This window comes from Methylobacterium isbiliense (assembly GCF_022179325.1).
GTDB lineage: Bacteria > Pseudomonadota > Alphaproteobacteria > Rhizobiales > Beijerinckiaceae > Methylobacterium > Methylobacterium isbiliense.
Genome location: NZ_BPQQ01000016.1, coordinates 120099 through 140670 on the forward strand (window position 1 = coordinate 120099; position 20572 = coordinate 140670).

Genomic DNA, 20572 nt, shown 5'->3' on the forward strand with positions numbered 1-20572 from the left:
TTGCGGCGCGCATCCGGCCTTCACCGCGCCGGGCGGCCCGGGGACGGGCGCGGGCGGGGCAGGCCGGGCGCGGGGGGATGGTCGTGCGGCGCCTTTAACACGCCCCCCGAGATGAATGAAAGGCCGCGCGACCATCGCGCGGATCAGGCTTGACGGCAGCGCGCGACTGGACCCTCGTCACCGGCGCATCGAGCGGGATCGGCGCGGACCTCGCCCGGGCCTTCGCCGCCCGCGGCCACGCGCTGGTGCTCACCGCCCGCCGGGCGGACCGCCTGGAGGCCCTGGCTGAGAGCTTGCGCGCGCAGGTGCCGGTCGCCGTCCTGCCGGCCGACCTCGCCGATCCGGCCGCGCCGGGCCATCTCCTGGCCGCACTCGCCGAGCGCGGCATCGCGCTCCACACCCTCGTCAACAATGCGGGCTTCGGCCTGCGCGGGCGCTTCACGGCCCAGCCCTGCGCCGAGATCGCCGAAATGGTGGCCGTCAACGTCGCGGCCCCCACCGCGCTCGCCCGCCTCGTCCTGCCCGACCTGATCGCGCGCGGGCGCGGCGGCATCCTCAACGTCGCCTCGGTGGTGGGCTACCTGCCCGGACCCAACATGGCCGCCTACTACGCCACCAAGGCCTACCTGCTCTCGCTCTCGGAGGCGCTGTACGAGGAGGCGCGGCCCCACGGCGTCACGGTGACGGCGCTGTGCCCGGGGGCGACCGCCACCGAGTTCTCGCAGCGGGCCGACCGGCATGGCGCGAAGCGCTTCGAGGGCACCGTCATGAGCGCGCAGGCCGTCGCGCAGGCGGGCCTCGCCGGCTACCTGCGGGGCGACGCGGTGGTGGTGCCGGGCGCGGCGAATCGTCTGGCGGTGCTGGGGGCGCGGCTCGCCCCCCGCTGGCTCAGCCGCAAGGCCGCCGCCCGCCTGCAGGAATGAGCCGGGGTCATCTTCGGTTCAGTCCCATGCGCTAGACAGGGAGCAGGGTGGGGAAGGCCCGCGGCGTCGGATGGATCAGGGCGTGACGGATCGGACGATCGGACTTGCGGCCCGGAGCAGGCATCCCCTCGTGGCGCTGGCCGGGCAATTCACGGCCTATCTCGGCGTCGGCCTCGTGGCGATGGTGGCCCATTACGGCACGCTGGTCGCGCTGGTGGAGGTCGGCCGCCTCGACCCGGTCGCGGCCTCGGTGATCGGCTACGCCTGCGGCGGCGTCGTGTCCTACACGCTCAACCGCCGCCACACCTTCGCCAGCGACCGCCCGCACGCGCAGGCCGTGTGGCGCTTTGCCCTGGTGGCCGGGCTCGGCCTCGTTCTGACCGGCCTGCTGATGGCCCTGCTGACGCGCGGGCTCGGGCTGCCCTACCTCGCCGCCCAGGTGCTCACCACCGGGATCGTGCTGTTCTGGAACTTTTCCGGCAACCGGATCTGGACCTTCGCGGTGCGCCGGTAGGACGCGTCGCGAAGGTCCCCTCTCCCACACGGAAGAGGGGATTCGGCGCTGCATCCTTCGGCCCGCCCGGCGCGACGGGCCCCGGGCCATTGCAGGGCCGGCAGCCTCAGCGCGGCCGGCCGATGATGGCAGGCGGCGGGGGCGTCGGCGCCATCGTCTCGCTGCGGCGGATCTCGCCGCGGATCTGGTTGGTGTCGAACCGGTTCTGCTGCTGGATGCTGCGCATCTGGTTCTGTTGCGTCATCGTGTCGTTGAGGCGGTCGACCCGGCGCTCGGCGCGGGTCTGGGCCAGGGCCGGTCCGGCCGCCAGGAGGGCCGCCAGGATCAGGAACGGTCGGGCACGCATGGGAACTCCGTCTCGGACTCGCTAGCCGTGATGAGATGGGGACGCGCCGGGAAGCCGGAAGGTTCCGCTTCGCCCGCACCGCCGCGTTGCACGATCGCGCGAGGGCCAACCCTCGACGCCGTTCGCGTTTTGGTCCAGTGAAGACCGCATGAGTCGCGATGCCGCCGGGGCCGAGGCGCCCTCCTCCACCTCCATCGCCGCCCGTGCCCGCGCCGCCGTGGTGCCGCAGGCCGCCGGCTATCTCGACGGGCTCAACCCCGAGCAGCGCCGGGCCGTCGAGGCCACGGAGGGGCCGGTGCTGGTGCTCGCCGGGGCCGGGACCGGCAAGACCCGGGTGCTCACCACCCGCATCGCCCATCTCATCGCCATCGGCCGCGCCCGCCCCTTCGACATCCTGGCCGTGACCTTCACCAACAAGGCCGCGCGCGAGATGAAGGAGCGCATCGGCGCCCTGATCGGCCCGGCCGGCGAGGGCATGCCCTGGCTCGGCACCTTCCACGCCATCGGCACCAAGATCCTGCGCCGCCATGCCGAGCTGGTGGGGCTCAGATCCGACTTCACGATCCTGGGCACCGACGACCAGCTGCGCCTGCTCAAGCAGGTGATCGAGGCGGCCAACATCGACGAGAAGCGCTGGCCGGCCCGGGGTCTCGCCCAGGCGATCGACGGCTGGAAGAACCGCGGGCTCGCGCCCGAGCAGGTGCCGGCCGGCGAGGCCGGAGCTTTCGGCTTCGGCAAGGGCGGGCCGCTCTACGCCGCCTACCAGGAGCGGCTGCGCACCCTCAACGCGGTGGATTTCGGCGACCTGCTGCTCCTGTGCCTGAAGCTGTGGCGCGACCATCCGGACGTGCTGGCGAGCTACCAGGACCGCTTCCGCTACATCCTGGTGGACGAGTACCAGGACACCAACGTCGCCCAGTACCTCTGGCTGCGGCTGCTGGCGCAGGGGCGGCGCAACGTCTGCTGCGTGGGCGACGACGACCAGTCGATCTACGGCTGGCGCGGCGCCGAGGTCGACAACATCCTGCGCTTCGAGCACGACTTCCCGGGCGCCGTGGTGGTGCGGCTGGAGCGCAACTACCGCTCCACGGGCCACATCCTGGCCGCCGCCTCGACCCTGATCGCCCGCAACGAGGGCCGGCTCGGCAAGACCCTGCACACCGAGGCTGCGGCGGGCGAGCGCGTCACCGTGATGGGCGCGTGGGATTCGGAGGAGGAGGCGCGCCTGCTCTGCGAATCGATCGAGAGCATGCAGGCCAGGGGCGAGCCGCTGTCGCAGGTCGCCGTGCTGGTCCGCATCTCGGCCCAGATGCGCGAGATCGAGGACCGCCTGGTGCAGCTCGGCCTGCCCTACCGGGTGATCGGCGGCCCGCGCTTCTACGAGCGGGCCGAGATCCGCGACGCCCTGGCCTATCTGCGGCTGACCGCCAACCCGGCCGACGACCTCGCCTTCGAGCGCATCATCAACACGCCCAAGCGCGGCCTGGGGGACGCCACGCTCCAGGCCCTGCACGGGCATGCGCGCCGCCAGTCGGTGCCGCTGCTCCAGGCCGCCCGCCTCATCGTCGAGACCGAGGAGCTGAAGCCCAAGCCCCGCTCGACCCTGCGCGCCCTCGGGCAGTGCTTCGGCCGCTGGGCGAAGCTCCTGGAGGCCCAGCCCCATGCCGAGGTGGCACAGACCATCCTAGAGGAATCCGGCTACACCGAGATGTGGCAGAAGGAACGCACCGCCGACGCGGCGGGCCGCCTGGAGAACCTCAAGGAGCTGGTGCGCTCGCTGGAGGAATTCCCGGACCTGCCGGCCTTCCTCGAACACATCTCCCTGGTGATGGACGCCAGCGAGGCCGAAGGGGGCGAGCGCGTCAGCCTGATGACGCTCCACGCCGCCAAGGGGCTCGAGTTCGACACCGTCTTTCTTCCGGGCTGGGAGGACGGGTTGTTTCCCAACCAGCGCGCCATCGACGAGAGCGGCCGGGCCGGGCTGGAGGAGGAGCGGCGCCTCGCCCATGTGGGCATCACCCGTGCCCGCAAACGCGCCAAGATCTCGTTCGCGGTCAATCGGCGCATCCACGGGCTGTGGTCGTCCACCATCCCGAGCCGGTTCATCGACGAGCTGCCGGAGAGCAGCGTCGAGGTGATCGAGGCGCCCGCGAATTTTTCCTATGGCCCCTCGCGCTTCGACCGGCAGCCGACGCCGTTCGGCTCGTCCTACGGCACGCCCGGCTGGCAGCGCGCACAGGCCAACACGGCCGGCCAAGACCGCTTCGGCGGACAAGACCGCTTCGGCGGCCAGGACCGGTTCGGCGGCGGACGCCGCGGCGGGCCGCAGCAGATCGAAGGCACGCTCGTGGCGAAATCCACCGGCTCACCCTCGTCCTTCGCCGTTGGCGCCCGGATCTTCCACACCAAATTCGGGCCGGGCTCTGTGGCGGCCGTCGACGGCAACAAGCTCACCGTTGACTTCGACAAGGCCGGCCGGAAGATGGTCCTCGACAGCTTCGTCCAGCCGGCCTGAGCCGGTCCGAACAACACTCGGGAGGGGCGGATCGTCTGTCGTCCCGCCCTGCGCGGGCGGAGGAACACGTGGCGGCGGCCCTGGACGGACCCCGGATCACCTCAGATCCCCTCTCCCGCGGCCGAGACCTCCGTTCCTGTGTGGTTCCCGCCACAGATCACCGACATCACCGTGAGAAACGGGGTTTTTTGCACTGCAACGCGGCGCGGGAATTGCTGGTTGAGCCTGCGGGTCATACCCTAGCGGCAGACGCGAAGCGGACTTGTCCACCGCCTGCGTCGATCGGACGTGGAACCCGTCCGGCCCCGCGGACTTTGAGTCGCTGACATCGCACGAAGGAGATCGAGGGACACGAGAGGGCACACGATACAGCGGCACCGCAAGTCCAGTGGGAGTGTTGATCTATGAAGAGACGACGCGCACGACTTGAACTGGTTGAAGACCGCCCGATCCGGGTGCACCGCACCCGCTTCGAGGAGGAACGTAATCCGCCGCCGATCCAACCCATGACGGCCCGTCAGGCCGAATATCTCGAAGCCCTCGGTTCCCACGCGCAAGTCATCGTCCTCGGCCCCGCCGGCACCGGCAAGACCTACATCGCCGGAACCCGCGCCGCCGACCTCCTGCGCCAGCGCCGCATCGCCAAGGTGGTGATCACCCGGCCCAACGTGCCCTCCGGTCGCTCGCTCGGCTACTTCCCCGGCACCCTCGAAGAGAAGATCGCCCCCTGGGTTGCTCCCCTCACGGAGGCGATGAAGGAGCGGATGGGCGCGGGCGCCTTCGACATCGCCCTCAAGACCGGCGACATCGAGATCGTGCCCTTCGAGGTCATGCGCGGCCGTACCTTCAAGAACTGCCTCGTGATCCTCGACGAGGCCCAGAACACCACCCCGGCCGAGATCAAGATGTTCCTGACCCGCATCGGCGACGATTGCCAGGTCATCATCAACGGCGACGTCTCTCAGACCGACCTGCGCGAGACCTCGGGCCTGCGTACCGTGATCCACTTGGTCAAGAGCCGGCTGATGCCGATCCCGATCGTGGAATTCGGGCTGGAGGACATCGTGCGCTCCGGCATCTGCGCCGAGTGGGTGCGCGCCTTCGAGGAGGCGCGCCTGTAAGGGCATGCCCTCTGCGCGCAGTCCGGCGCGGCTCCCGCGCCGGTCCGGCCGTCCGCGCTGTGGTTGTGTCGATGAACCCGCGGTGCCGGGCCTTCACAGCGCCCGCGCCATCGCGACGAATCCCGCCACGGGCACCTCCTCGGCCCGGGCGGTCTCGGGGATGCCGGCGGCGGCGAGCAACCTCGCCGGGTCGGGCGTCGCACCCTTGAGGCTCTGGCGCAGCATCTTGCGGCGCTGGCCGAAGGCCGCGCCGGTGACCGCCTCCAGCGCCCGCACCCGGCAGGATGCGGGCTCGGGCCGGGGCACGAGGCGCACCACGCTCGACGTCACCTTGGGCGGGGGCACGAAGGCCGAGGGCGGCACGTCGAACAGGAGGCGCGCCTGCGTGCGCCAGCCGCACAGCACGCCGAGCCGGCCGTAATTGGCGCGGTCGCCCTCGTCCGCGACGATGCGCTCGGCTACCTCGCGCTGGAACATCAAGGTGAGCGAATCCCACCAGGGCGGCCACGCCTCGGCGGTGAGCCAGCCCGTCAGCAGCGTCGTGCCGACATTGTAGGGCAGGTTCGCGACGATCCGGGCCGGCCCCTCCCCGATCAGCGGGCGCGGATCGAAGGCGAGCGCATCGGCCTCCACCACTTCCAGGCGGCCCGGATAGGCGGCGGCGATCTCGGCGAGGGCCGGCAGGGCGCGCGGATCGCGCTCGATCGCGACGACCCGGGCCGCCCCCTCGGCGAGCAGCGCCCGGGTGAGGCCGCCCGGCCCCGGCCCCACCTCCACCACCGTCACGCCGTCGAGCGGCCCGGCCGCGCGGGCGATGCGGCCGGTGAGATTGAGGTCGAACAGAAAATTCTGGCCGAGCGACTTGCGCGGCATCAGGTCGTGCGCACGCACCACGTCCCGCAGCGGCGGCAGGCCGTCGGCAGCTTTGGCGGGTTCCGTCATGGCCGCGTCAGCCGCCCGGCGAGGCGCAGGGCCGCGATCAGGCTGTCGGCCTTGGCGATGCCCGCGGCCGCGATGTCGAAGGCCGTGCCGTGGTCGGGCGAGGTGCGCAGGAAGGGCAGCCCGAGCGTGACGTTCACGCCCTCGTCGAAGGCGAGCGTCTTGATCGGGATCAGCGCCTGGTCGTGCGTCGGGGCGAGCGCCACGTCGTAGCCGGCGCGCGCTCGGGCGTGGAACAGCGTGTCGGCCGAGAGGGGGCCGCGGATGTCAATGCCCTCCCGGAGAAGCCGGGCCACCGCGGGCTCCAGCACGTCCCGGTCCTCGGTGCCGATGCTGCCGGCCTCGCCGGCATGCGGGTTGAGCCCGGCCAGCACGAGGCGCGGCCGCGCGATCCGGAACCGGGTGCGCAGGTCGCGGTCGACGATCCGGGCGGTCTCGACCACGAGGTCGGCGGTGAGCAGATCCGGCACGGCGCGCAGCGGCACGTGGATCGTCACCGGCACCACCGCGAGCAGGTCCGACCACAGCAGCATCACCGGGCGCGGCGCCGCGCCGTCGGGATCCGCCGCGAGGGACGCGAGGTATTCCGTGTGGCCCGGATGACGGAAGCCTGCGGCGTAGAGGACGTGCTTGGCGATGGGGTTCGTCACGACCGCCTCGGCCCGCCCCGCCCGCACGAGGCCGACCGCCGTCTCGATCGACGCCAGGGTGGCGGGTGCGGTCGCCGGATCGGGCCGGCCGGGCTCGGCCTGCGTCGCCATCGGCAGCGGCACCACGGGCAGCGCCCGGGCGAAGACCGCGGCCGCCTCCGCGGGCGCGCAGGGCTGCAGCGGGACGGGCAGGCCGAACCGCTCGGCCCGGCGCGCCAGCAGGTCCGGGTCGCCGATCAGGAAGAACGGCGCGAGGCCGGCCGCCTCGCGGGCCATCCAGGCCTTCAGGGCGATCTCGGGGCCGATGCCGGCGGGATCGCCCTGCGTGAGGGCGAGGCTCTGTGTCATCGGCACCTCCTGCGGCCGCGCGGGGCCGCCGTCACCGCACGGTGGCGATGCCGTCCGCGGTGGTGGTCGTGCTGAGGTTCTGGCGGAAGTTGGCCTCCCCGAGGGTCCGCAATTCGAGCCGCAGCAGGAAGGTCTGGTTCCGCTCGCGCAGGCCCGAGGCGGTCTCGCGCGGCGAGGAGATGTAGTTGAGCGAGACCGTGGTGCACTCGTCCCGGTAGCCGAAGCCGAGATTGGTGCCCGCGACGTAGAGCTTGTCGCGGGTGCCGCGGTCCGGCGGCAGGCCGACCGGGTTGAGGAGGTAGGCCTCCGCGCCGTTGGAGTAGAGGTCGCGCACTTCGAGGTAGCGCGACAGGTCGAGGAGCAGCGAGCCCGAGACGAACCAGTTCGGGGTGATGCTGTAGGTCGCCGAGGCCTGCACGCCCTCGCGCCGGAAGCTCTGGCCGAGTTCCGGGCGCGCGGCGTAGCGGGCGTAGATCACCGAGGTGTCGAGCGGCACGAACGGCGACAGCTTGGCGAAGACGCCCGCCTCGAAGCGGTCGAGGGCGAAGGTCTTCTGGTCGAAGCGCGCCCGGGTGATGAAGCTGATGTTCTGGTTGGGCGAGACCTGCAGACGGGAGACGAAGTCCGAGCGCTGCGTCTCCAGCCCGGAATCGCGCCCGACATTGGCGATGTCGCCGCGCCGGAAGGAGTTCACGCCCGCGAGCGCGAAGGACTCGCCGACCATCGCGTTGACGTGGAAGCCCGTCCGGGTGGTGATGGCGTACTCGGCGCCGAGATTGGCCCGCACCCCGCCCTCGACCCGGTCGTAGCCGGAGAACTTGTCCCACTGGAACAGGTTGGTGTCGTCGAAGACGAGGCTCTGGGCGTCCTCGTTCGGCAGGCGGCCGATATGGGTCTCGCTCGGCCGCGCGATCACCTGCGCCACCGGCGAGACCGTGTGGACGCCGAGCGCGCCGAAATCGGCCACGAAGGGATAGCGGTATTCGAGGCCCACCGCCGGCATCACCCGGCCGGTGAAGTCCACGTCGGGCGAGAACAGGTTGGTGATCTCGCGGTTCTGGTAGGAGCGCGTGTTCGGGTCGACGTAGAACACGTCGGTGCGCAGGTACGCGAAGGGCTGCCAGACCTGCCCGAACTCGTCCGTGAAGGTGCGCCGCCAGGACACCTGGGCGGAGAGCCGGGTGTCGAGGCCGGCCAAGCCCCGCACGAGGCACTGCCCGCGCTCGAACACCGTGCAGGTGGGATAGAGCGGGAAGGTGAAGCCGTTCGCGCTCGAACTGACGAGATAGGAGCGGGTGCGCGGGATCTCCTGGTACTGCGTCGCCTCGCGGGTGAGGTTCTGGAAGTTCATCTGGAAGCGCACCTCGCCCCCGAGCGGGGCCGGGCCGTTGATGCGCTTGTCGTAGTCGACCACCGGGGCGACGATCGGCTGCTGCTTCTGCCAGTCGTAGGTGGACAGGCCCTTGAAGTAGTAGGCCCGCGCCTCGAACCAGGAGCGATCCCCCTGCCCGATCAGGAAGGCGGTGGAGATCGCCTCGCGGAAGTAGTCGGTCGAGATGGTCTGGTTGCGGATGCGGTAATTGTCGAGGAACCACTTGTCGGTGACGCCGACCACGTCCCAGCCCGCGCGCCAGCGCTCGCTGAGGTAGAAGTGGCCGCTCGACTCGACCGAGCCGCGGAAGTCGCGGTTGCCCGGGCCGAGCGGCCCCGGCAGGAAGGCGCTCGGCGTGGTCTGGAAGATGCCGCTGAGGCGGATGTTGTAGAAGCCGTTGGCCAGCCGCTGGCGCCACTCGGCCTGCCCCAGCACGCCCTGGCGCGACAGGAAGGTGGGCTCGACCGTGAGGTCGTAGTCGGGGGCGATGTTCCAGAAGAACGGCGTGCCGATGCCGTAGCCCAGCGCGTTCGACGACACGAAATGGGGCGCGAGGAAGCCGGTCTCGCGCCGCACGGTCGGGTCGGGGGTGTAGAAGTAGGGCAGGTACGCGACCGGCACGCCGGCGATCTCGAGGGTGGAATCCTCGTAGTAGATCCGCCGCTGCGAGTTGTTGTGGATGATCCGCGCGGACTTCACCTGCCAGAGCGGCGGGCGCTCGGGATCGGTCTTGCAGGGCTCGCAGGCCGTGTAGGTGCCGTTCTCGAAGGTGGTGGTCTCGCCCTCGATCCGCTCGGCGCGGGGGGCCGAGAAGCGCACGCGGGCGACGCGTCCGCGCTGCTCCACGGTCTGCTGCACGCGCAGGCTGTCGATGAAGCCGCTGCGGAAATCGTCCGTCAGCTCCATTCGGTCGCCGGTGACGACCGCGCCGGTCTCGTCGGTGAGGCGGACGTTGCCCTCCGCGAAGACCCGGCCGGTATTGCGGTCGTACAGCACCTTGTCGGCGAGCAGCGTGCGCGGGCCGTAATGCAACTCGGCATTGCCGACCGCCGAAACCGTGTTGCGGTCGTTGTCGTAGACGAGCTCGGCCGCCTCGACGAGGAGCCGCTCGGCGGGCTTGTCGGAGGGCTTGGTGCCGCCGGGCTTGAGCCGGTCGCTGAGCGTGCCCTGCGCGCGCGCGGCAGGCGCCGCCATCAGCACGAGGGCGGGCAGAACCGTCAGGACCGAAGCGGCCGCCCAGCGGACGGCCGTACGCACGACACGACCCATACCTGCACCCGTTGCCGCCGCGGCCTTGGACAGGAGGACAGTCATCAGCCGTCCTCCAGGTACAGAAGCGCGAGCGTGCCGAGCAAACTCCCTACCACGGCCGGGAACCATGCCGCCACCGGCGCTGCGACCAGCCCGGAGGCGCCGAGGCTCTCCATCACCTGCCGGGCGACGTAGAGCACGAAGCCCGCGGTCACGCCGGCCAGCGCCATCGTTCCGATGCCACCAAACCGGAAGAACCTTAACGAAACGGAGGCCGCGACGAGGACCATGGCGAGAAAGAGCACCGGCCGGGCGGTGAGCACGGCCTGCTGCAGACGATAGCGCGTCGCGTCGAGTCCCGCCCGCTCGGTGCGCGCGATGATCTCGTCGAGTTGCCAGAAAGGCACGGAATCCGGCGGGGTGAAGCGCTGGCGCACCTGCGAGGGGTCGAGATTCGAGGCGATCAGGTAGGTGTCGTAGGTCTCGGGCTGCTCGTCCTTGGCCAGGACGCGGGTGTCCTGCAGCTCCCAGTAGCCGTCGTGCAGCACGGCGCGGCGCGCCTCGATCTGGCGCGAGAACACGCCCTCGTCGTCGAAGGTGAAGACCGTCACGCCCGCGAGCGTCGTGGTGCCCTCGATGGCGGTCTCGGCCCGCACGATCGCCTGCCCGTCGACGCTGCGCTGGCGGATCCACAGCTCCTTGCCGGAGGTCGCCTTGTTGGAGCGCGCGAAGATCTTGGCCTCGATCTCGGTGGAGCGCTGCTTCAGCCCGGCCGCGACCGGATTGTAGACCCCGACCGTGAAGGCGCCGATGCCGAGCGCCACGAGGAAGCCCGGCAGCAGGAACTGCCACGCCGAGATCCCGGCCGCGCGCGCGACCACGAGTTCGAGCTTGCGGCTGAGCTGCAGGAGCGCCCCCATCGAGCCGAACAGGATCGCGAAGGGCATCACCTGCTCGGCCACCGAGGGGGTGCGGAAGAGCGCGAGCCGCGCCATCACGGCGGCGGTGGCGCCCTGCGTCTCGCCGGCCCGGCGCATCAGCTCCACGAAGTCGAGGGTGTAGACGAGGGCGAAGACCGTCAGGAACACCCCCGCGATCATGCGCAGGAAGCGCCCCGCGAAGTAGCGGCCGAGAGTGGCGCCGATCAGCATCGCCGCGTCCTCAGCCGTGCCGCAGGCGCGGCCGGGCCAGGCCGGCGGCCATCCGGCGCAGCTGCGCCGCGAGCCCCGCGTTGAACGCCCGCACCCTCGTGCCGTGGAAGGCCACCACGACCGAGATCGCGATGGCGAGGAGCGGGGCGGCGTACATCGCGACCACGGCGCCGGCGCTGCGCACCGCCGCGCCCGAGGCCGCGAACCCCGCGATGCGCAGGGCCACCACGGCCGCGATCGCTCCCGCGATGGCGAGCCCCCGCCCCTGCCGGGTGGTGCGCGGATCGCCGAGGGCCGCGAAGGCGATCAGCGCGAGCGCCAGGGGGTAGAGCCACGCGGTGAGCCGCTCGTGCAGCTCGGCGCGGAAGCGGCCCTTGGTGAGCTTGTAGTAGCCGTCGTTGGCGTTCGGGAACAGGAGCTGCGCCGTCGAGCGCTCGCGCGGCTTGTAGACCGTGTCGGTGTCGGGCGGCGTGAAGGCCGCGAGGTCGACGGCGTAGCGCTCGAAGGTGATGATGGAGGAATCGCGGCTGTCGGGCTGCTGGCGGTGGACGCTGCCCTTCTCCAGCACGAGGTAGCTCTGGCCGTCGAGATCGACGATCTGTCCGCGCTCGGCGAGGTAGACCACTGTGCGGCCGGCCTCGCGGCGGTCCTGCATGAAGATGCCGAGCAGCGACCCGTTCCCGCTGCGCTCGCGGAAGTGGAAGGTGATGCCGTTGTCGAGGCTGGTGAACTGCCCCTCGCGGACCACGTTGGCGATGAAGTCGCCGCGCACCCGGGTGAGCAAGTCGCGCAGCTCCTGGAAGCTCGACGGCATGACCTGGATGGTCAGGAAGCCGACGCCGAGGCTCACCACCAGGGCCAGCGTCAGGAAGGGCCGCATCAGGCGGCGCGGCGAGACGCCGGCGGCACTCATCACGATGAGCTCGGAATCGCCGTTGAGCTTGTTGAGCGCGTGCACCACGGCCATGAACAGCGCCACGGGGGCGATCACCGTGAGCAGCGCGGGCAGCGACAGGCCGGTGATCAGCAGGAAGATCAGCAGCGTCTGGCCCTTGGCGGTGATGAGGTCGAGCTCGCGCAGCGCCTGCGTGACCCAGATCACGCCGGTGAGGCCGACGAGGCAGGACAGGAAGGCGCCGAGGGCGATCCGGAAGATGTATCGCTCGATCTGCGTCATCGGCTCTCGCGGTCGGGCCCCCTTCCGCTCACGGACCGGTTAGGCCTCCGGCCGCCGCCGCACAAGCGGCTGCGACGCCGCAACCTGGGGAGCGCCGCCCGCGGGCGGCGTTTTCCGGCAGGCTGCGCGCTTGCGGCCACAGCCGGGCGAGGCGCAGGGGCGCAGCCCGTGCGGCGCCCCTCGCGTTGCGTTTCCGGGCGCGCGCCCGCTACACAGGACACCTCACGGCGCCGGCGGACCGGCCCTCGCTCCACGGATTGAAAGCAGCGTCATGGCGGACGGCATCAGCATCGCGTTCGAGCCCCTCGATTCGGCGAAGGGGCAGGATCCGGGCGACCTCGTCCTGTTCGTCGGCGAGGACCTCGCCCTGTCGGAGCGGGCCGCGGAGATCGCGGGCGGCGCGGCTTCCGATCTCGTCGCGCGGGCGGCCGGCGTCGAGCGCTTCAAGGGCAAGGCGAACGCCGCCTTCACGGTGACGGCCCCGGCGGGCCTTTCCGCCGAGCGCCTCATCGTGGTCGGGGTCGGCCCCGAGAAGGACAGGGGCAAGCTCGACTGGGCGACGCTCGGGGGCGTCACCGCCGGCAAGCTCAACGGCCGGCGCGCTACGGTGGTGCTGGACTTGGCCACGGGCGCCCCGAGTGCCGAGCAGGCGGCCGAATTCTCCCTCGGCCTGCGTCTGCGCGGCTACAAGTTCGACCGCTACAAGAGCAAGAAGGCCGAGGGCGAGGAGACCGGTGCGACCCGGGTCACGGTGCTCACCGCCGAGGCGGGCGGGATGAAGAAGCCGCTTCGTGCCGCCGAGGCGGTGGCGGAGGGCGTGATCACCGCCCGCGAACTCGTCAACGAGCCGCCGAACGTCCTCGACCCCGAGGAATTCGCCCGCCGCACCGAGGCGCTGGAAAAGCTCGGCGTCTCGGTGGAGATCCTCGACGAGAAGGCGCTGCGCAAGATCGGCATGCGCGCGCTGCTCGCCGTCGCGCAGGGCTCCGCCAAGGAGGCGCGCGTCGTCATCATGCGCTGGAACGGCGGCGACGATGCGAGCGAGGCCCCGATCGCCTTCGTGGGCAAGGGCGTGTGCTTCGATTCCGGCGGCATCTCCATCAAGGGGAGCGGCGGCATGGAAGACATGAAGGGCGACATGGCGGGCGCCGCCTGCGTGGTCGGCCTGATGCAGGCGCTGGCCCAGCGCAAGGCCAGGGTGAACGCCCTCGGCGCCATCGGCATCGTCGAGAACATGCCGGACGGCAAGGCGCAGCGACCGGGCGACATCGTCACCTCGCTCTCCGGCCAGACCATCGAGATCATCAACACCGACGCCGAGGGGCGGCTCGTGCTGGCCGACGTGCTCTGGCACGTGCAGCAGGAGTACAAGCCGAAGTTCATGATCGACCTCGCGACGCTCACCGGCGCCGTGATGGTGGCCCTCGGCCAGGAATTCGCCGGGATGTTCACCACCAGCGACGAACTGGCCGAGCGGCTCACCGCGGCCGGCGAGGCCACCGGCGAGAAGGTCTGGCGCATGCCGCTCTCGCCGGGCTTCGACAAGCTGATCGACTCGAAGTTCGCCGACATGAAGAACACCGGCGGACGCCACGGCGGCTCGGCGACGGCGGCACAGTTCATCAAGCGCTTCGTCAACGACGTGCCCTGGGTGCATCTCGACATCGCCGGGGTGGGCATGAATGCCCCGTCGAGCGAGATCAGCCGTTCCTGGGGCTCGGGCTGGGGCGTGCGGCTGCTCGACCGGATGGTCCGCGACCATTACGAGAGGTAAGATCGGGGTTGCCCGCCAGACGGGTCCCGACCCGGGCGGAATCCTCGCGGAGCGTCCGCCTGGTCTCTTGGTCGTGCATCAGGGGCGCCGCCGCACCGGCGACCGCCTCGACCGATGATGCTGAGGAGCCCGGCCGTGCCGCAGGATTCGCTATGGTGGCGCTGGGAGCGGGGCGGGTTCGGCCTCGGCCCGGCGGATCCCGTCCCCGCTGCGCCCCGCATCCGGCTCGCCGGTCCGGCAGGCACGGCGCCGGCCTTTGCGGCGCGCATGGCGGCGGCGGCATTCCTGCCGCTCGCCGCGGCGCTCGGGACGCTCGTCCTCGTGGCGGCCGCCGGCCTCGATCAGGCGCGGGTCGAGGCCGCAGGCCTGGGCATGTGGTTCTACGGCTTCTTCCTCGACCAGTTTCCGCTCTATGCCGTCGCACTCGTCTACGGCGTCGCACGGGTGATCGCGGTCACCGCCGAGGCGATGGACCGGCCGGTGCCGCTGCGGCTGCTCGGGGCGCTCCTCGGCCTTGCCGTCCTGCTGGCGCTCTCGCTCCACCCGACCTTCGGCGGCCTCGTGCTGCGCGGGGGCTTCATGGTCGGCGGCATGACGTTCCTGAACGGGGCGCCGATGCCGCTCGCCCAGGCGCTGGGGGCGCTCGCCGCGGCGTTCGCGTTCGCGCTGCCGCTCGGGCTCGCCGGCCTCGTCGGCGGCCGCCGGCGCAAGCCGGGCTGGCTCCTGCGCGGGGTCCTGCGCTTCGCGGCGCTGTGGTGGGCGTTCGGCCTGCTGGCGCTCGGGCGCGCGTTCGTGGCGGGCTGGCCCGCCCGGCCGCTGACGGAGCCCGGGACGCTCGCGGCCGCAGGTCTCATCACGGCGGCCTTCCTGCCGCACGCGCTCCTTTCGGCGCTGCCACGGAGAGAGGCGGCCGCGCGGCCTTGACGCGGCGGGAGAAACGCTCTTCCAAGATCGCTATACCCCGAACCGATGCGGCCGGCGCGACCCGGCTGCGGGATCGGCCAACACAGGCGCCGCCACAAGGCTGCCGACGGAGGGAAACGCCACATGGGTGACGCTGCGAAAGCGATGTCGGTCCACTCGACGGAAAAGCCCTGGCTGTCGCATTATCCGGCGGGCGTTCCGGAGGAGATTGACGCCGACCGGCTCGGCACGCTGGCCGACCTCTTCAACGACTGCATGGCCCGCTTCGCCGACCGGCCGGCCGTGACCTGCTTCGGCGCCACGCTCACCTACGCGCAGGTGAAGGAGGGCGCCGAGGCGGTGGCGGCCTGGCTCCAGAGCCGGGGCATCGCCAAGGGCGACCGGGTCGCGATCATGCTGCCCAACGTCCCGTCCTATCCGCTGGCGCTGTTCGGCGCCCTGATCGCCGGGGCCACCGTCGTCAACGTCAATCCGCTCTACACGCCGCGCGAGCTGATCCACCAGCTCAGCGATGCGGGCGCCCGCATCCTGATCGTGCTGGAGAACTTCGCCGGGACGGCGGCGCAGGCCCTGCCCGCGCTGCCGGGGCTGGAGACCGTGGCGGTGGTGGGGGCGGGTGACGGGCTCGGCCTGCGCGGCACCCTGGTGACGCTGGCCGCGCGCCACCTCAAGAAGGCGGTGCCGCCCTACGAGCTGCCCCCGGCGCGGTGCACCACCTTCAAGCTGGTCCTGGCCGCCGGGCGCAAGGCCGCCTTCGTGCCGCCCGCGATCGCCCAGAGCGATCTCGCCTTCCTGCAATATACCGGCGGCACGACCGGCGTGTCGAAGGGCGCGATGCTCACGCACCGCAACGTGATGGCGAACCTGGAGCAGAGCCGCGTCTGGTTCGGCATGCGCGACGACGAGGGGCCGGGCCGCGTCATGGTCACGGCGCTGCCGCTCTACCACATCTACGGGCTCACCTGCTGCTTCTTCTTCATGGTGCGGCTCGGCGCCTGCTGCCTGTTCGTGCCCAACCCGCGCGACATCCCGGGCTTCGTGAAGCTGCTGCGCAGCAACCGCTTCACCAACATGTCGGGCGTCAACACGCTGTTCAACGCCCTCCTCAACCACCCGGACATCGGCAAGGTCGACTGGTCGGCCCTCGAATACGTCAATGCCGGCGGCATGGCGGTCCAGGCGGTGGTGGCGCAGCGCTGGAAGAAGCTCACCGGCCGGCCGATCATCGAGGGATACGGCCTGTCCGAGACGGCCCCGGTGGTCTCCATCAACCCGCGCACCCTGAGCGAGTGGTCCGGCACGATCGGCTATCCGGTCCCCTCCACGGAGATCTCGGTGCGGGACGCCGCCGGGGCGGAGGTGGGCGTCGACGTGCCGGGCGAACTCTGCGTGCGCGGCCCGCAGGTGATGCCGGGCTACTGGAAGCGCCCGGAGGAGACCGCCCGCGCCATGACCCCGGACGGGTTCTTCCGCACCGGCGACGTGGCCGTGCTGCAGGCGGACGGCCAGATCCGGCTCGTCGACCGGATGAAGGACATGATCCTGGTCTCTGGCTTCAACGTCTATCCCAACGAGGTCGAGGACGTGCTGGCGACCCATCCGGGGGTGCTGGAAGTGGCGGTGGTGGGCCGGCCCCACCCGGAGACCGGCGAAATCGTGGTCGCCCACGTGGTGCGCCGCGACCCCGACCTCACGCCCGAGGCCCTGCGCGCCTTCGCCCGCCAGGGCCTGACGGCCTACAAGGTCCCGCGCGAGGTCGTCTTCCACGACAGCCTGCCCAAGAGCAACGTCGGCAAGGTGCTGCGGCGGGAGCTGCGCGACGGCAGCGCCTGAGGCCCCGGCCTCACGCGCCGGAGCGGCCGCCGGTTCGGCGGCGAGACCGATGAGGAACCGGGCCGCTCCGCTCAGATCGGCCGGACCTCGCCGGGCCGGAGCTTGAGGCGGGTCGTCAGCCGGTCCGAGAGCGTGCCGGACAACTCGACCGACGCCTCTTCCGCCGCGACCGCACGCACGGCCTCCAGGGCGCGCGAGGCGTCGGGCGCCATCGCGACGTAGACTTGGAGACCGACCGGAGCGGCCCCGTTGTCGGGAGCCGAGACCGCGACCGTGAACGCCGTCTGCTTCTGCTTCTTGGAGGCCATGGGCGGGTCTATGGCACGCGCAGCGGGCGCTGTCCCGCAGCGATGCGCGGGCCCGGGGGGAATTGGGCGGCGCTGCCGCCCGGGCAAGGGGCAGGCTCCGGCGTAACCGCGGCGCGCTCCTCGCCGAACCGTGATTTGCACGCGGGCGGCAGCCCTCTCATCTGCGGTCCGTGACGGCGCGTGCGGGCGGCAAGGAGGTTCGACATGCACATCAGGATCAGGCGCGGCTGGGAGATCCCGGAGAGCATGGCGACGCCGGAATCGGTCTTCCTCGACCGGCGGGCGCTCCTCGGCGGCGCCGTCGGCCTGGCGGCGGCCTCGCTCGCGGGGGGACCGGCGCAGGCGGCCCTGCCCGGCAGCGGCACCGGTGCGGTCGCGACCGCCGACCTCTACCCGGCCAAGCGCAACGAGGCCTATGCGCTCGACCGCCCGCTCACCGAGGAGCGCTACAGCGCCACATACAACAACTTCTACGAGTACGGCACCGACAAGACGGTGACGCCGGCCTCGAACGCCCTCAAGGTGCAGCCCTGGACCATCAAGGTCGACGGTCTCGTGGAGAAGCCGTTCGAGATCGGCTTCGAGGATCTGGTGCGCAAGATGCCGCTCGAAGAGCGGCTCTATCGCCACCGCTGCGTCGAGGCATGGTCGATGGCCGTGCCCTGGACCGGCTTTCCGCTCGCCGCCCTGGTGGCGCTGGCCAAGCCGAGCGCGGACGCGAAGTACGTCCAGATGCAGACCTTCCTCGACAAGGCGATGGCACCCGGCCAGCGGGCCTTCTTCTACCCCTGGCCCTACACCGAGGGGCTGACGCTCGCCGAGGCGACGAACGACCTCGCCTTCCTGGCCACGGGCGTCTACGGCAAGCCGCTCCTGAACCAGTTCGGCGCGCCGCTCCGGCTCGCCGTGCCGTGGAAGTACGGCTTCAAGTCGGTCAAGTCGATCAACCGGATCACCTTCACGGCCGAGCGGCCCAAGACCTTCTGGGAGGCGCTCCAGGCCGCCGAATACGGCTTCTGGGCCAACGTCAACCCGGCGGTGGCGCATCCGCGCTGGAGCCAGGCCACCGAGCGGGTGCTCGGCACCGACCAGCGGGTGCCGACCCTGATCTACAACGGCTACGGCGAGCAGGTCGCGGGCCTCTACAAGGGGCTGGAGAAGGAGCGGCTGTTCGCCTGATCGCGAAAAGGCCGGGATCCTTGCGGAACCCGGCTTCAGGAAGGGAAGGGTAGGTCCGGCCGGAGGGACCGGACCCGTCCAGAGGAGTCAGGCCGGTCGACGTCCGAGACCGGCCGCGCCCATCATGGTCGGCACGACCGGGCGTATGCAACTGCCGGTTTCAGCATGCGTGCCTCCGCCTCCGCGCATGGAACCGGGCGCGGCCTAGCGCATTGCCGGGCTCAGTACGTCCAGCGCTGCGCCTTGGCGACGAGGAAATCCCGGAACGCCTGCACGCGCGCGACCGAGCGCATCTCCTCCGCATAGACGAGGTAGCTCTCGAGGTTCGGCATCTCGACGTCGCGCAGCACCTGCTGCAGGCTCGGATTCCCGTTCGCCGCGTAGTCGGGCAGGATGCCGATGCCGGCGCCGGTCTCCACCGCCACCTGCAGGGCCGAGATGTTGTTGACCGTGAAATGCACGGTGCGCGGCTCGCGCCCCTCCCGGCCGGCGGTCGAGAGCCAGTGCGTCGCCATCAGGTAGGAGGGCTGGTCGCCGCCGAAGGAGACGATGCGGTGCTCGTCGAGATCCTCGATGGTCTTCGGCTCGCCGAAGCGCTTGATGTACTCGGCCGAGGCGAAGACGTGGTAGTGCACGGTGAACAGCCGGCGCTGAATCAGGTCCGGCTGGGCCGGGCGGCGCAGGCGGATCGCCACATCGGCCTCGCGCATGGCGAGATCGAGTTCCTCGTTGGTGAGGATCAGCTCGATGCGCACCTCCGGATGCAGGTCGAGGAATTCCGAGACGCGCTGCGACAGCCACGCGGTGCCGAGGCCCACGGTGGTGGTCACCTTGAGGTCGCCGGAGGGCCGCTCGCTCGTCTCCACGAGGCGCGCGCGCGTCGTCTCCAGCCGCATCTTCATGTCCCGCGCGGCGCGAAAGAGCAGGTCGCCCTGCTCGGTCAGGATCAGCCCGCGAGCGTGCCGGTGGAACAACGGCGCCTTCAGCTCGCGTTCGAGCGCGCTGATCTGGCGGCTCACCGCCGACTGGCTCAGACCGATGTCGTCGCCCGCCTTGGTGAAGCTTCCCGCCTCGGCGACGTTGAGGAAGATCCGGATCTTGTCCCAGTCCACGGCGTTCATCCCCGCGCCAGAGATCCGGCCGGCGGGCAGCGGCTGGCGGCTCTCGCGTACGCTCACTCGATTGGGCCGCGAGGCGGGGATGGGACCCCGATCCGTCTCGGCCGGTCCCGCCTGCTGCCCTACTCGGCGGCGGCCTGGCGCGGCGTCTCGCCGATGGCCAGGTTCGCCAGGTACTTCTCCGCTTCCAGCGCGGCCATGCAGCCCATGCCGGCCGCCGTGATCGCCTGCCGGTAGACGTCGTCCGTGACGTCGCCGGCCGCGAACACGCCCGGGATCTCGGTCGCCGCCGTGCCGGGCGCGACCGTGAGATAGCCGCCCGCCCGCATCGGCAGCTGCCCCTCGAAGATGCCGGTCGCCGGCTGGTGGCCGATGGCGATGAAGACGCCGTCCGCCGCCCGCTCGCTCACCGCCCCGGTGCGCACGTCCTTCAGGCGCAGATGCGTCACCGACGGCGCCGGGCTCTCGCGCCCGCAGATCTCCTCGACGGTGTGGTTCCAGACCACCTCGACATTCGGATGCCGGAAGAGGCGCTCCTGCAGGATGCGCTCGGCCCGGAAGCCGTCGCGGCGATGCACCACCGTGACCTTGCGGGCGAGGTTGGCGAGGTACAGCGCCTCCTCCACCGCGGTGTTGCCGCCGCCGACCACCACCACGTCCTTGCCCCGGAAGAAGAAGCCGTCGCAGGTGGCGCAGGCCGAGACGCCGAAGCCCTGGAACTTCGCCTCCGAGGGCAGGCCGAGCCACTTCGCCTGGGCGCCCGTGGCGATGATCAGCGCGTCGCAGGTGTAGACCGCGCCGGAATCCGCTTCCAGCCGGAACGGCCGCTGCTTGAGGTCGACCCTGGCGATGTATTCCGAGACGATGCGCGTGCCGACATGCTCGGCCTGGAGGCGCATCTGCTCCATCAGCCACGGACCCTGGATCGCCTCCGCGAAGCCCGGGTAGTTCTCCACGTCGGTGGTGATCATCAGCTGTCCGCCCGGCTGGAAGCCGGAGATCAGCAGCGGCTCGACCATCGCGCGGGCGGCGTAGATCGCGGCGGTGTAGCCCGCCGGGCCGGAACCGATGATGATGAGCTTCTCGTGCGTAGTGGACATCAGGGTCTCCGGGGCTCCCGCTCCGGTCC

17 protein-coding genes are annotated in these 20572 nt (G+C 71.2%); 8 read left to right on the forward strand and 9 right to left on the reverse strand.

All coding sequences use genetic code 11. From position 1 onward, the window contains the following. Positions 1–149: 149 nt before the first annotated feature. Positions 150–923 carry an SDR family NAD(P)-dependent oxidoreductase gene (locus tag MFF61_RS07170; RefSeq protein WP_238234393.1) on the forward strand — a complete coding sequence of 258 codons (774 nt, stop codon included), beginning with the start codon at positions 150–152 and terminating at the stop codon, positions 921–923. An 82-nt stretch (positions 924–1005) separates the two neighbouring features. Beyond that, positions 1006–1437, forward strand: a complete 432-nt coding sequence (locus tag MFF61_RS07175; RefSeq protein ID WP_306423384.1) for a GtrA family protein — start codon at positions 1006–1008, stop codon at positions 1435–1437. Between the two features lie 106 nt (positions 1438–1543). Here MFF61_RS07175 and MFF61_RS07180 read toward each other — a convergent pair whose 3' ends face one another. Continuing rightward, positions 1544–1783, reverse strand: coding sequence for a hypothetical protein (locus MFF61_RS07180; protein ID WP_238234395.1), 240 nt, complete (start codon positions 1781–1783; stop codon positions 1544–1546). Between the two features lie 148 nt (positions 1784–1931). On the opposite strand from MFF61_RS07180, the gene MFF61_RS07185 reads away from it, so the two are divergent. Then, positions 1932–4298 carry an ATP-dependent helicase gene (locus MFF61_RS07185; RefSeq protein WP_238234396.1) on the forward strand — a complete coding sequence of 789 codons (2367 nt, stop codon included), beginning with the start codon at positions 1932–1934 and terminating at the stop codon, positions 4296–4298. Between the two features lie 404 nt (positions 4299–4702). After that, positions 4703–5419, forward strand: coding sequence for a PhoH family protein (locus tag MFF61_RS07190; protein WP_238234397.1), 717 nt, complete (start codon positions 4703–4705; stop codon positions 5417–5419). Between the two features lie 93 nt (positions 5420–5512). Here MFF61_RS07190 and rsmA read toward each other — a convergent pair whose 3' ends face one another. Genes rsmA through lptF form a run of 5 tightly spaced genes read right to left on the reverse strand, consistent with a single transcriptional unit; the run spans position 5513 to position 12307 of the window. Further along, complete coding sequence (rsmA, locus tag MFF61_RS07195) at positions 5513–6361, reverse strand: 16S rRNA (adenine(1518)-N(6)/adenine(1519)-N(6))-dimethyltransferase RsmA (protein ID WP_238234398.1); 849 nt, start codon at positions 6359–6361, stop codon at positions 5513–5515. Beyond that, a complete protein-coding gene (pdxA, locus tag MFF61_RS07200) occupies positions 6358–7356 on the reverse strand; it encodes a 4-hydroxythreonine-4-phosphate dehydrogenase PdxA (RefSeq protein ID WP_238234399.1) in 999 nt (332 codons plus the stop codon). The genes rsmA and pdxA overlap by 4 nt, the downstream gene beginning before the upstream one ends. Before the next feature lie 31 nt (positions 7357–7387). Continuing rightward, positions 7388–9997, reverse strand: coding sequence for an LPS-assembly protein LptD (locus tag MFF61_RS07205; RefSeq protein ID WP_238234510.1), 2610 nt, complete (start codon positions 9995–9997; stop codon positions 7388–7390). A 44-nt stretch (positions 9998–10041) separates the two neighbouring features. Beyond that, the gene (gene lptG, locus MFF61_RS07210) at positions 10042–11130 is read right to left on the reverse strand and encodes an LPS export ABC transporter permease LptG (protein ID WP_238234400.1); all 1089 of its coding nucleotides are present in this window, start codon (positions 11128–11130) and stop codon (positions 10042–10044) included. 10 nt (positions 11131–11140) lie between these two features. Continuing rightward, complete coding sequence (gene lptF / locus MFF61_RS07215) at positions 11141–12307, reverse strand: LPS export ABC transporter permease LptF (protein WP_238234401.1); 1167 nt, start codon at positions 12305–12307, stop codon at positions 11141–11143. Positions 12308–12578: 271 nt separating this feature from the next. Between lptF and MFF61_RS07220 the strand changes: the two genes are divergently transcribed. The 3 genes from MFF61_RS07220 to MFF61_RS07230 all read left to right on the forward strand — a co-directional run bounded on the left by MFF61_RS07220 (position 12579) and on the right by MFF61_RS07230 (position 16838). Next, positions 12579–14081, forward strand: coding sequence for a leucyl aminopeptidase (locus MFF61_RS07220; RefSeq protein ID WP_238234402.1), 1503 nt, complete (start codon positions 12579–12581; stop codon positions 14079–14081). Between the two features lie 135 nt (positions 14082–14216). Further along, positions 14217–15005, forward strand: coding sequence for a hypothetical protein (locus MFF61_RS07225; RefSeq protein ID WP_238234403.1), 789 nt, complete (start codon positions 14217–14219; stop codon positions 15003–15005). A gap of 123 nt (positions 15006–15128) precedes the next feature. After that, complete coding sequence (locus MFF61_RS07230) at positions 15129–16838, forward strand: AMP-binding protein (RefSeq protein ID WP_238234404.1); 1710 nt, start codon at positions 15129–15131, stop codon at positions 16836–16838. A 71-nt stretch (positions 16839–16909) separates the two neighbouring features. Here the strand turns inward: MFF61_RS07230 and MFF61_RS07235 are convergent, their stop codons facing one another. Further along, positions 16910–17146, reverse strand: coding sequence for a hypothetical protein (locus MFF61_RS07235; RefSeq protein WP_238234405.1), 237 nt, complete (start codon positions 17144–17146; stop codon positions 16910–16912). Positions 17147–17350: 204 nt separating this feature from the next. Between MFF61_RS07235 and msrP the strand changes: the two genes are divergently transcribed. Beyond that, positions 17351–18325, forward strand: coding sequence for a protein-methionine-sulfoxide reductase catalytic subunit MsrP (gene msrP / locus MFF61_RS07240; protein WP_238234406.1), 975 nt, complete (start codon positions 17351–17353; stop codon positions 18323–18325). A 221-nt stretch (positions 18326–18546) separates the two neighbouring features. Here msrP and MFF61_RS07245 read toward each other — a convergent pair whose 3' ends face one another. Both MFF61_RS07245 and trxB read right to left on the reverse strand, forming a co-directional pair. After that, a complete protein-coding gene (locus MFF61_RS07245) occupies positions 18547–19437 on the reverse strand; it encodes a LysR family transcriptional regulator (RefSeq protein WP_238234407.1) in 891 nt (296 codons plus the stop codon). Positions 19438–19565: 128 nt separating this feature from the next. Continuing rightward, entirely contained in the window at positions 19566–20543 is a 978-nt protein-coding gene (trxB, locus tag MFF61_RS07250) for a thioredoxin-disulfide reductase (protein ID WP_238234408.1), read from the reverse strand. Between the last annotated feature and the right edge of the window lie 29 nt (positions 20544–20572).

Bases quoted from the DNA above. Each gene is read 5' to 3' on its own strand.
- MFF61_RS07180 (WP_238234395.1), bottom strand. From the start codon at position 1,783: ATGCGTGCCCGACCGTTCCTGATCCTGGCGGCCCTCCTGGCGGCCGGA.
- MFF61_RS07185 (WP_238234396.1), top strand. From the start codon at position 1,932: ATGAGTCGCGATGCCGCCGGGGCCGAGGCGCCCTCCTCCACCTCCATC.
- MFF61_RS07190 (WP_238234397.1), top strand. From the start codon at position 4,703: ATGAAGAGACGACGCGCACGACTTGAACTGGTTGAAGACCGCCCGATC.
- rsmA (WP_238234398.1), bottom strand. From the start codon at position 6,361: ATGACGGAACCCGCCAAAGCTGCCGACGGCCTGCCGCCGCTGCGGGAC.
- pdxA (WP_238234399.1), bottom strand. From the start codon at position 7,356: ATGACACAGAGCCTCGCCCTCACGCAGGGCGATCCCGCCGGCATCGGC.
- MFF61_RS07205 (WP_238234510.1), bottom strand. From the start codon at position 9,997: ATGGGTCGTGTCGTGCGTACGGCCGTCCGCTGGGCGGCCGCTTCGGTC.
- lptG (WP_238234400.1), bottom strand. From the start codon at position 11,130: ATGCTGATCGGCGCCACTCTCGGCCGCTACTTCGCGGGGCGCTTCCTG.
- lptF (WP_238234401.1), bottom strand. From the start codon at position 12,307: ATGACGCAGATCGAGCGATACATCTTCCGGATCGCCCTCGGCGCCTTC.
- MFF61_RS07220 (WP_238234402.1), top strand. From the start codon at position 12,579: ATGGCGGACGGCATCAGCATCGCGTTCGAGCCCCTCGATTCGGCGAAG.
- MFF61_RS07230 (WP_238234404.1), top strand. From the start codon at position 15,129: ATGGGTGACGCTGCGAAAGCGATGTCGGTCCACTCGACGGAAAAGCCC.
- MFF61_RS07235 (WP_238234405.1), bottom strand. From the start codon at position 17,146: ATGGCCTCCAAGAAGCAGAAGCAGACGGCGTTCACGGTCGCGGTCTCG.
- msrP (WP_238234406.1), top strand. From the start codon at position 17,351: ATGCACATCAGGATCAGGCGCGGCTGGGAGATCCCGGAGAGCATGGCG.
- trxB (WP_238234408.1), bottom strand. From the start codon at position 20,543: ATGTCCACTACGCACGAGAAGCTCATCATCATCGGTTCCGGCCCGGCG.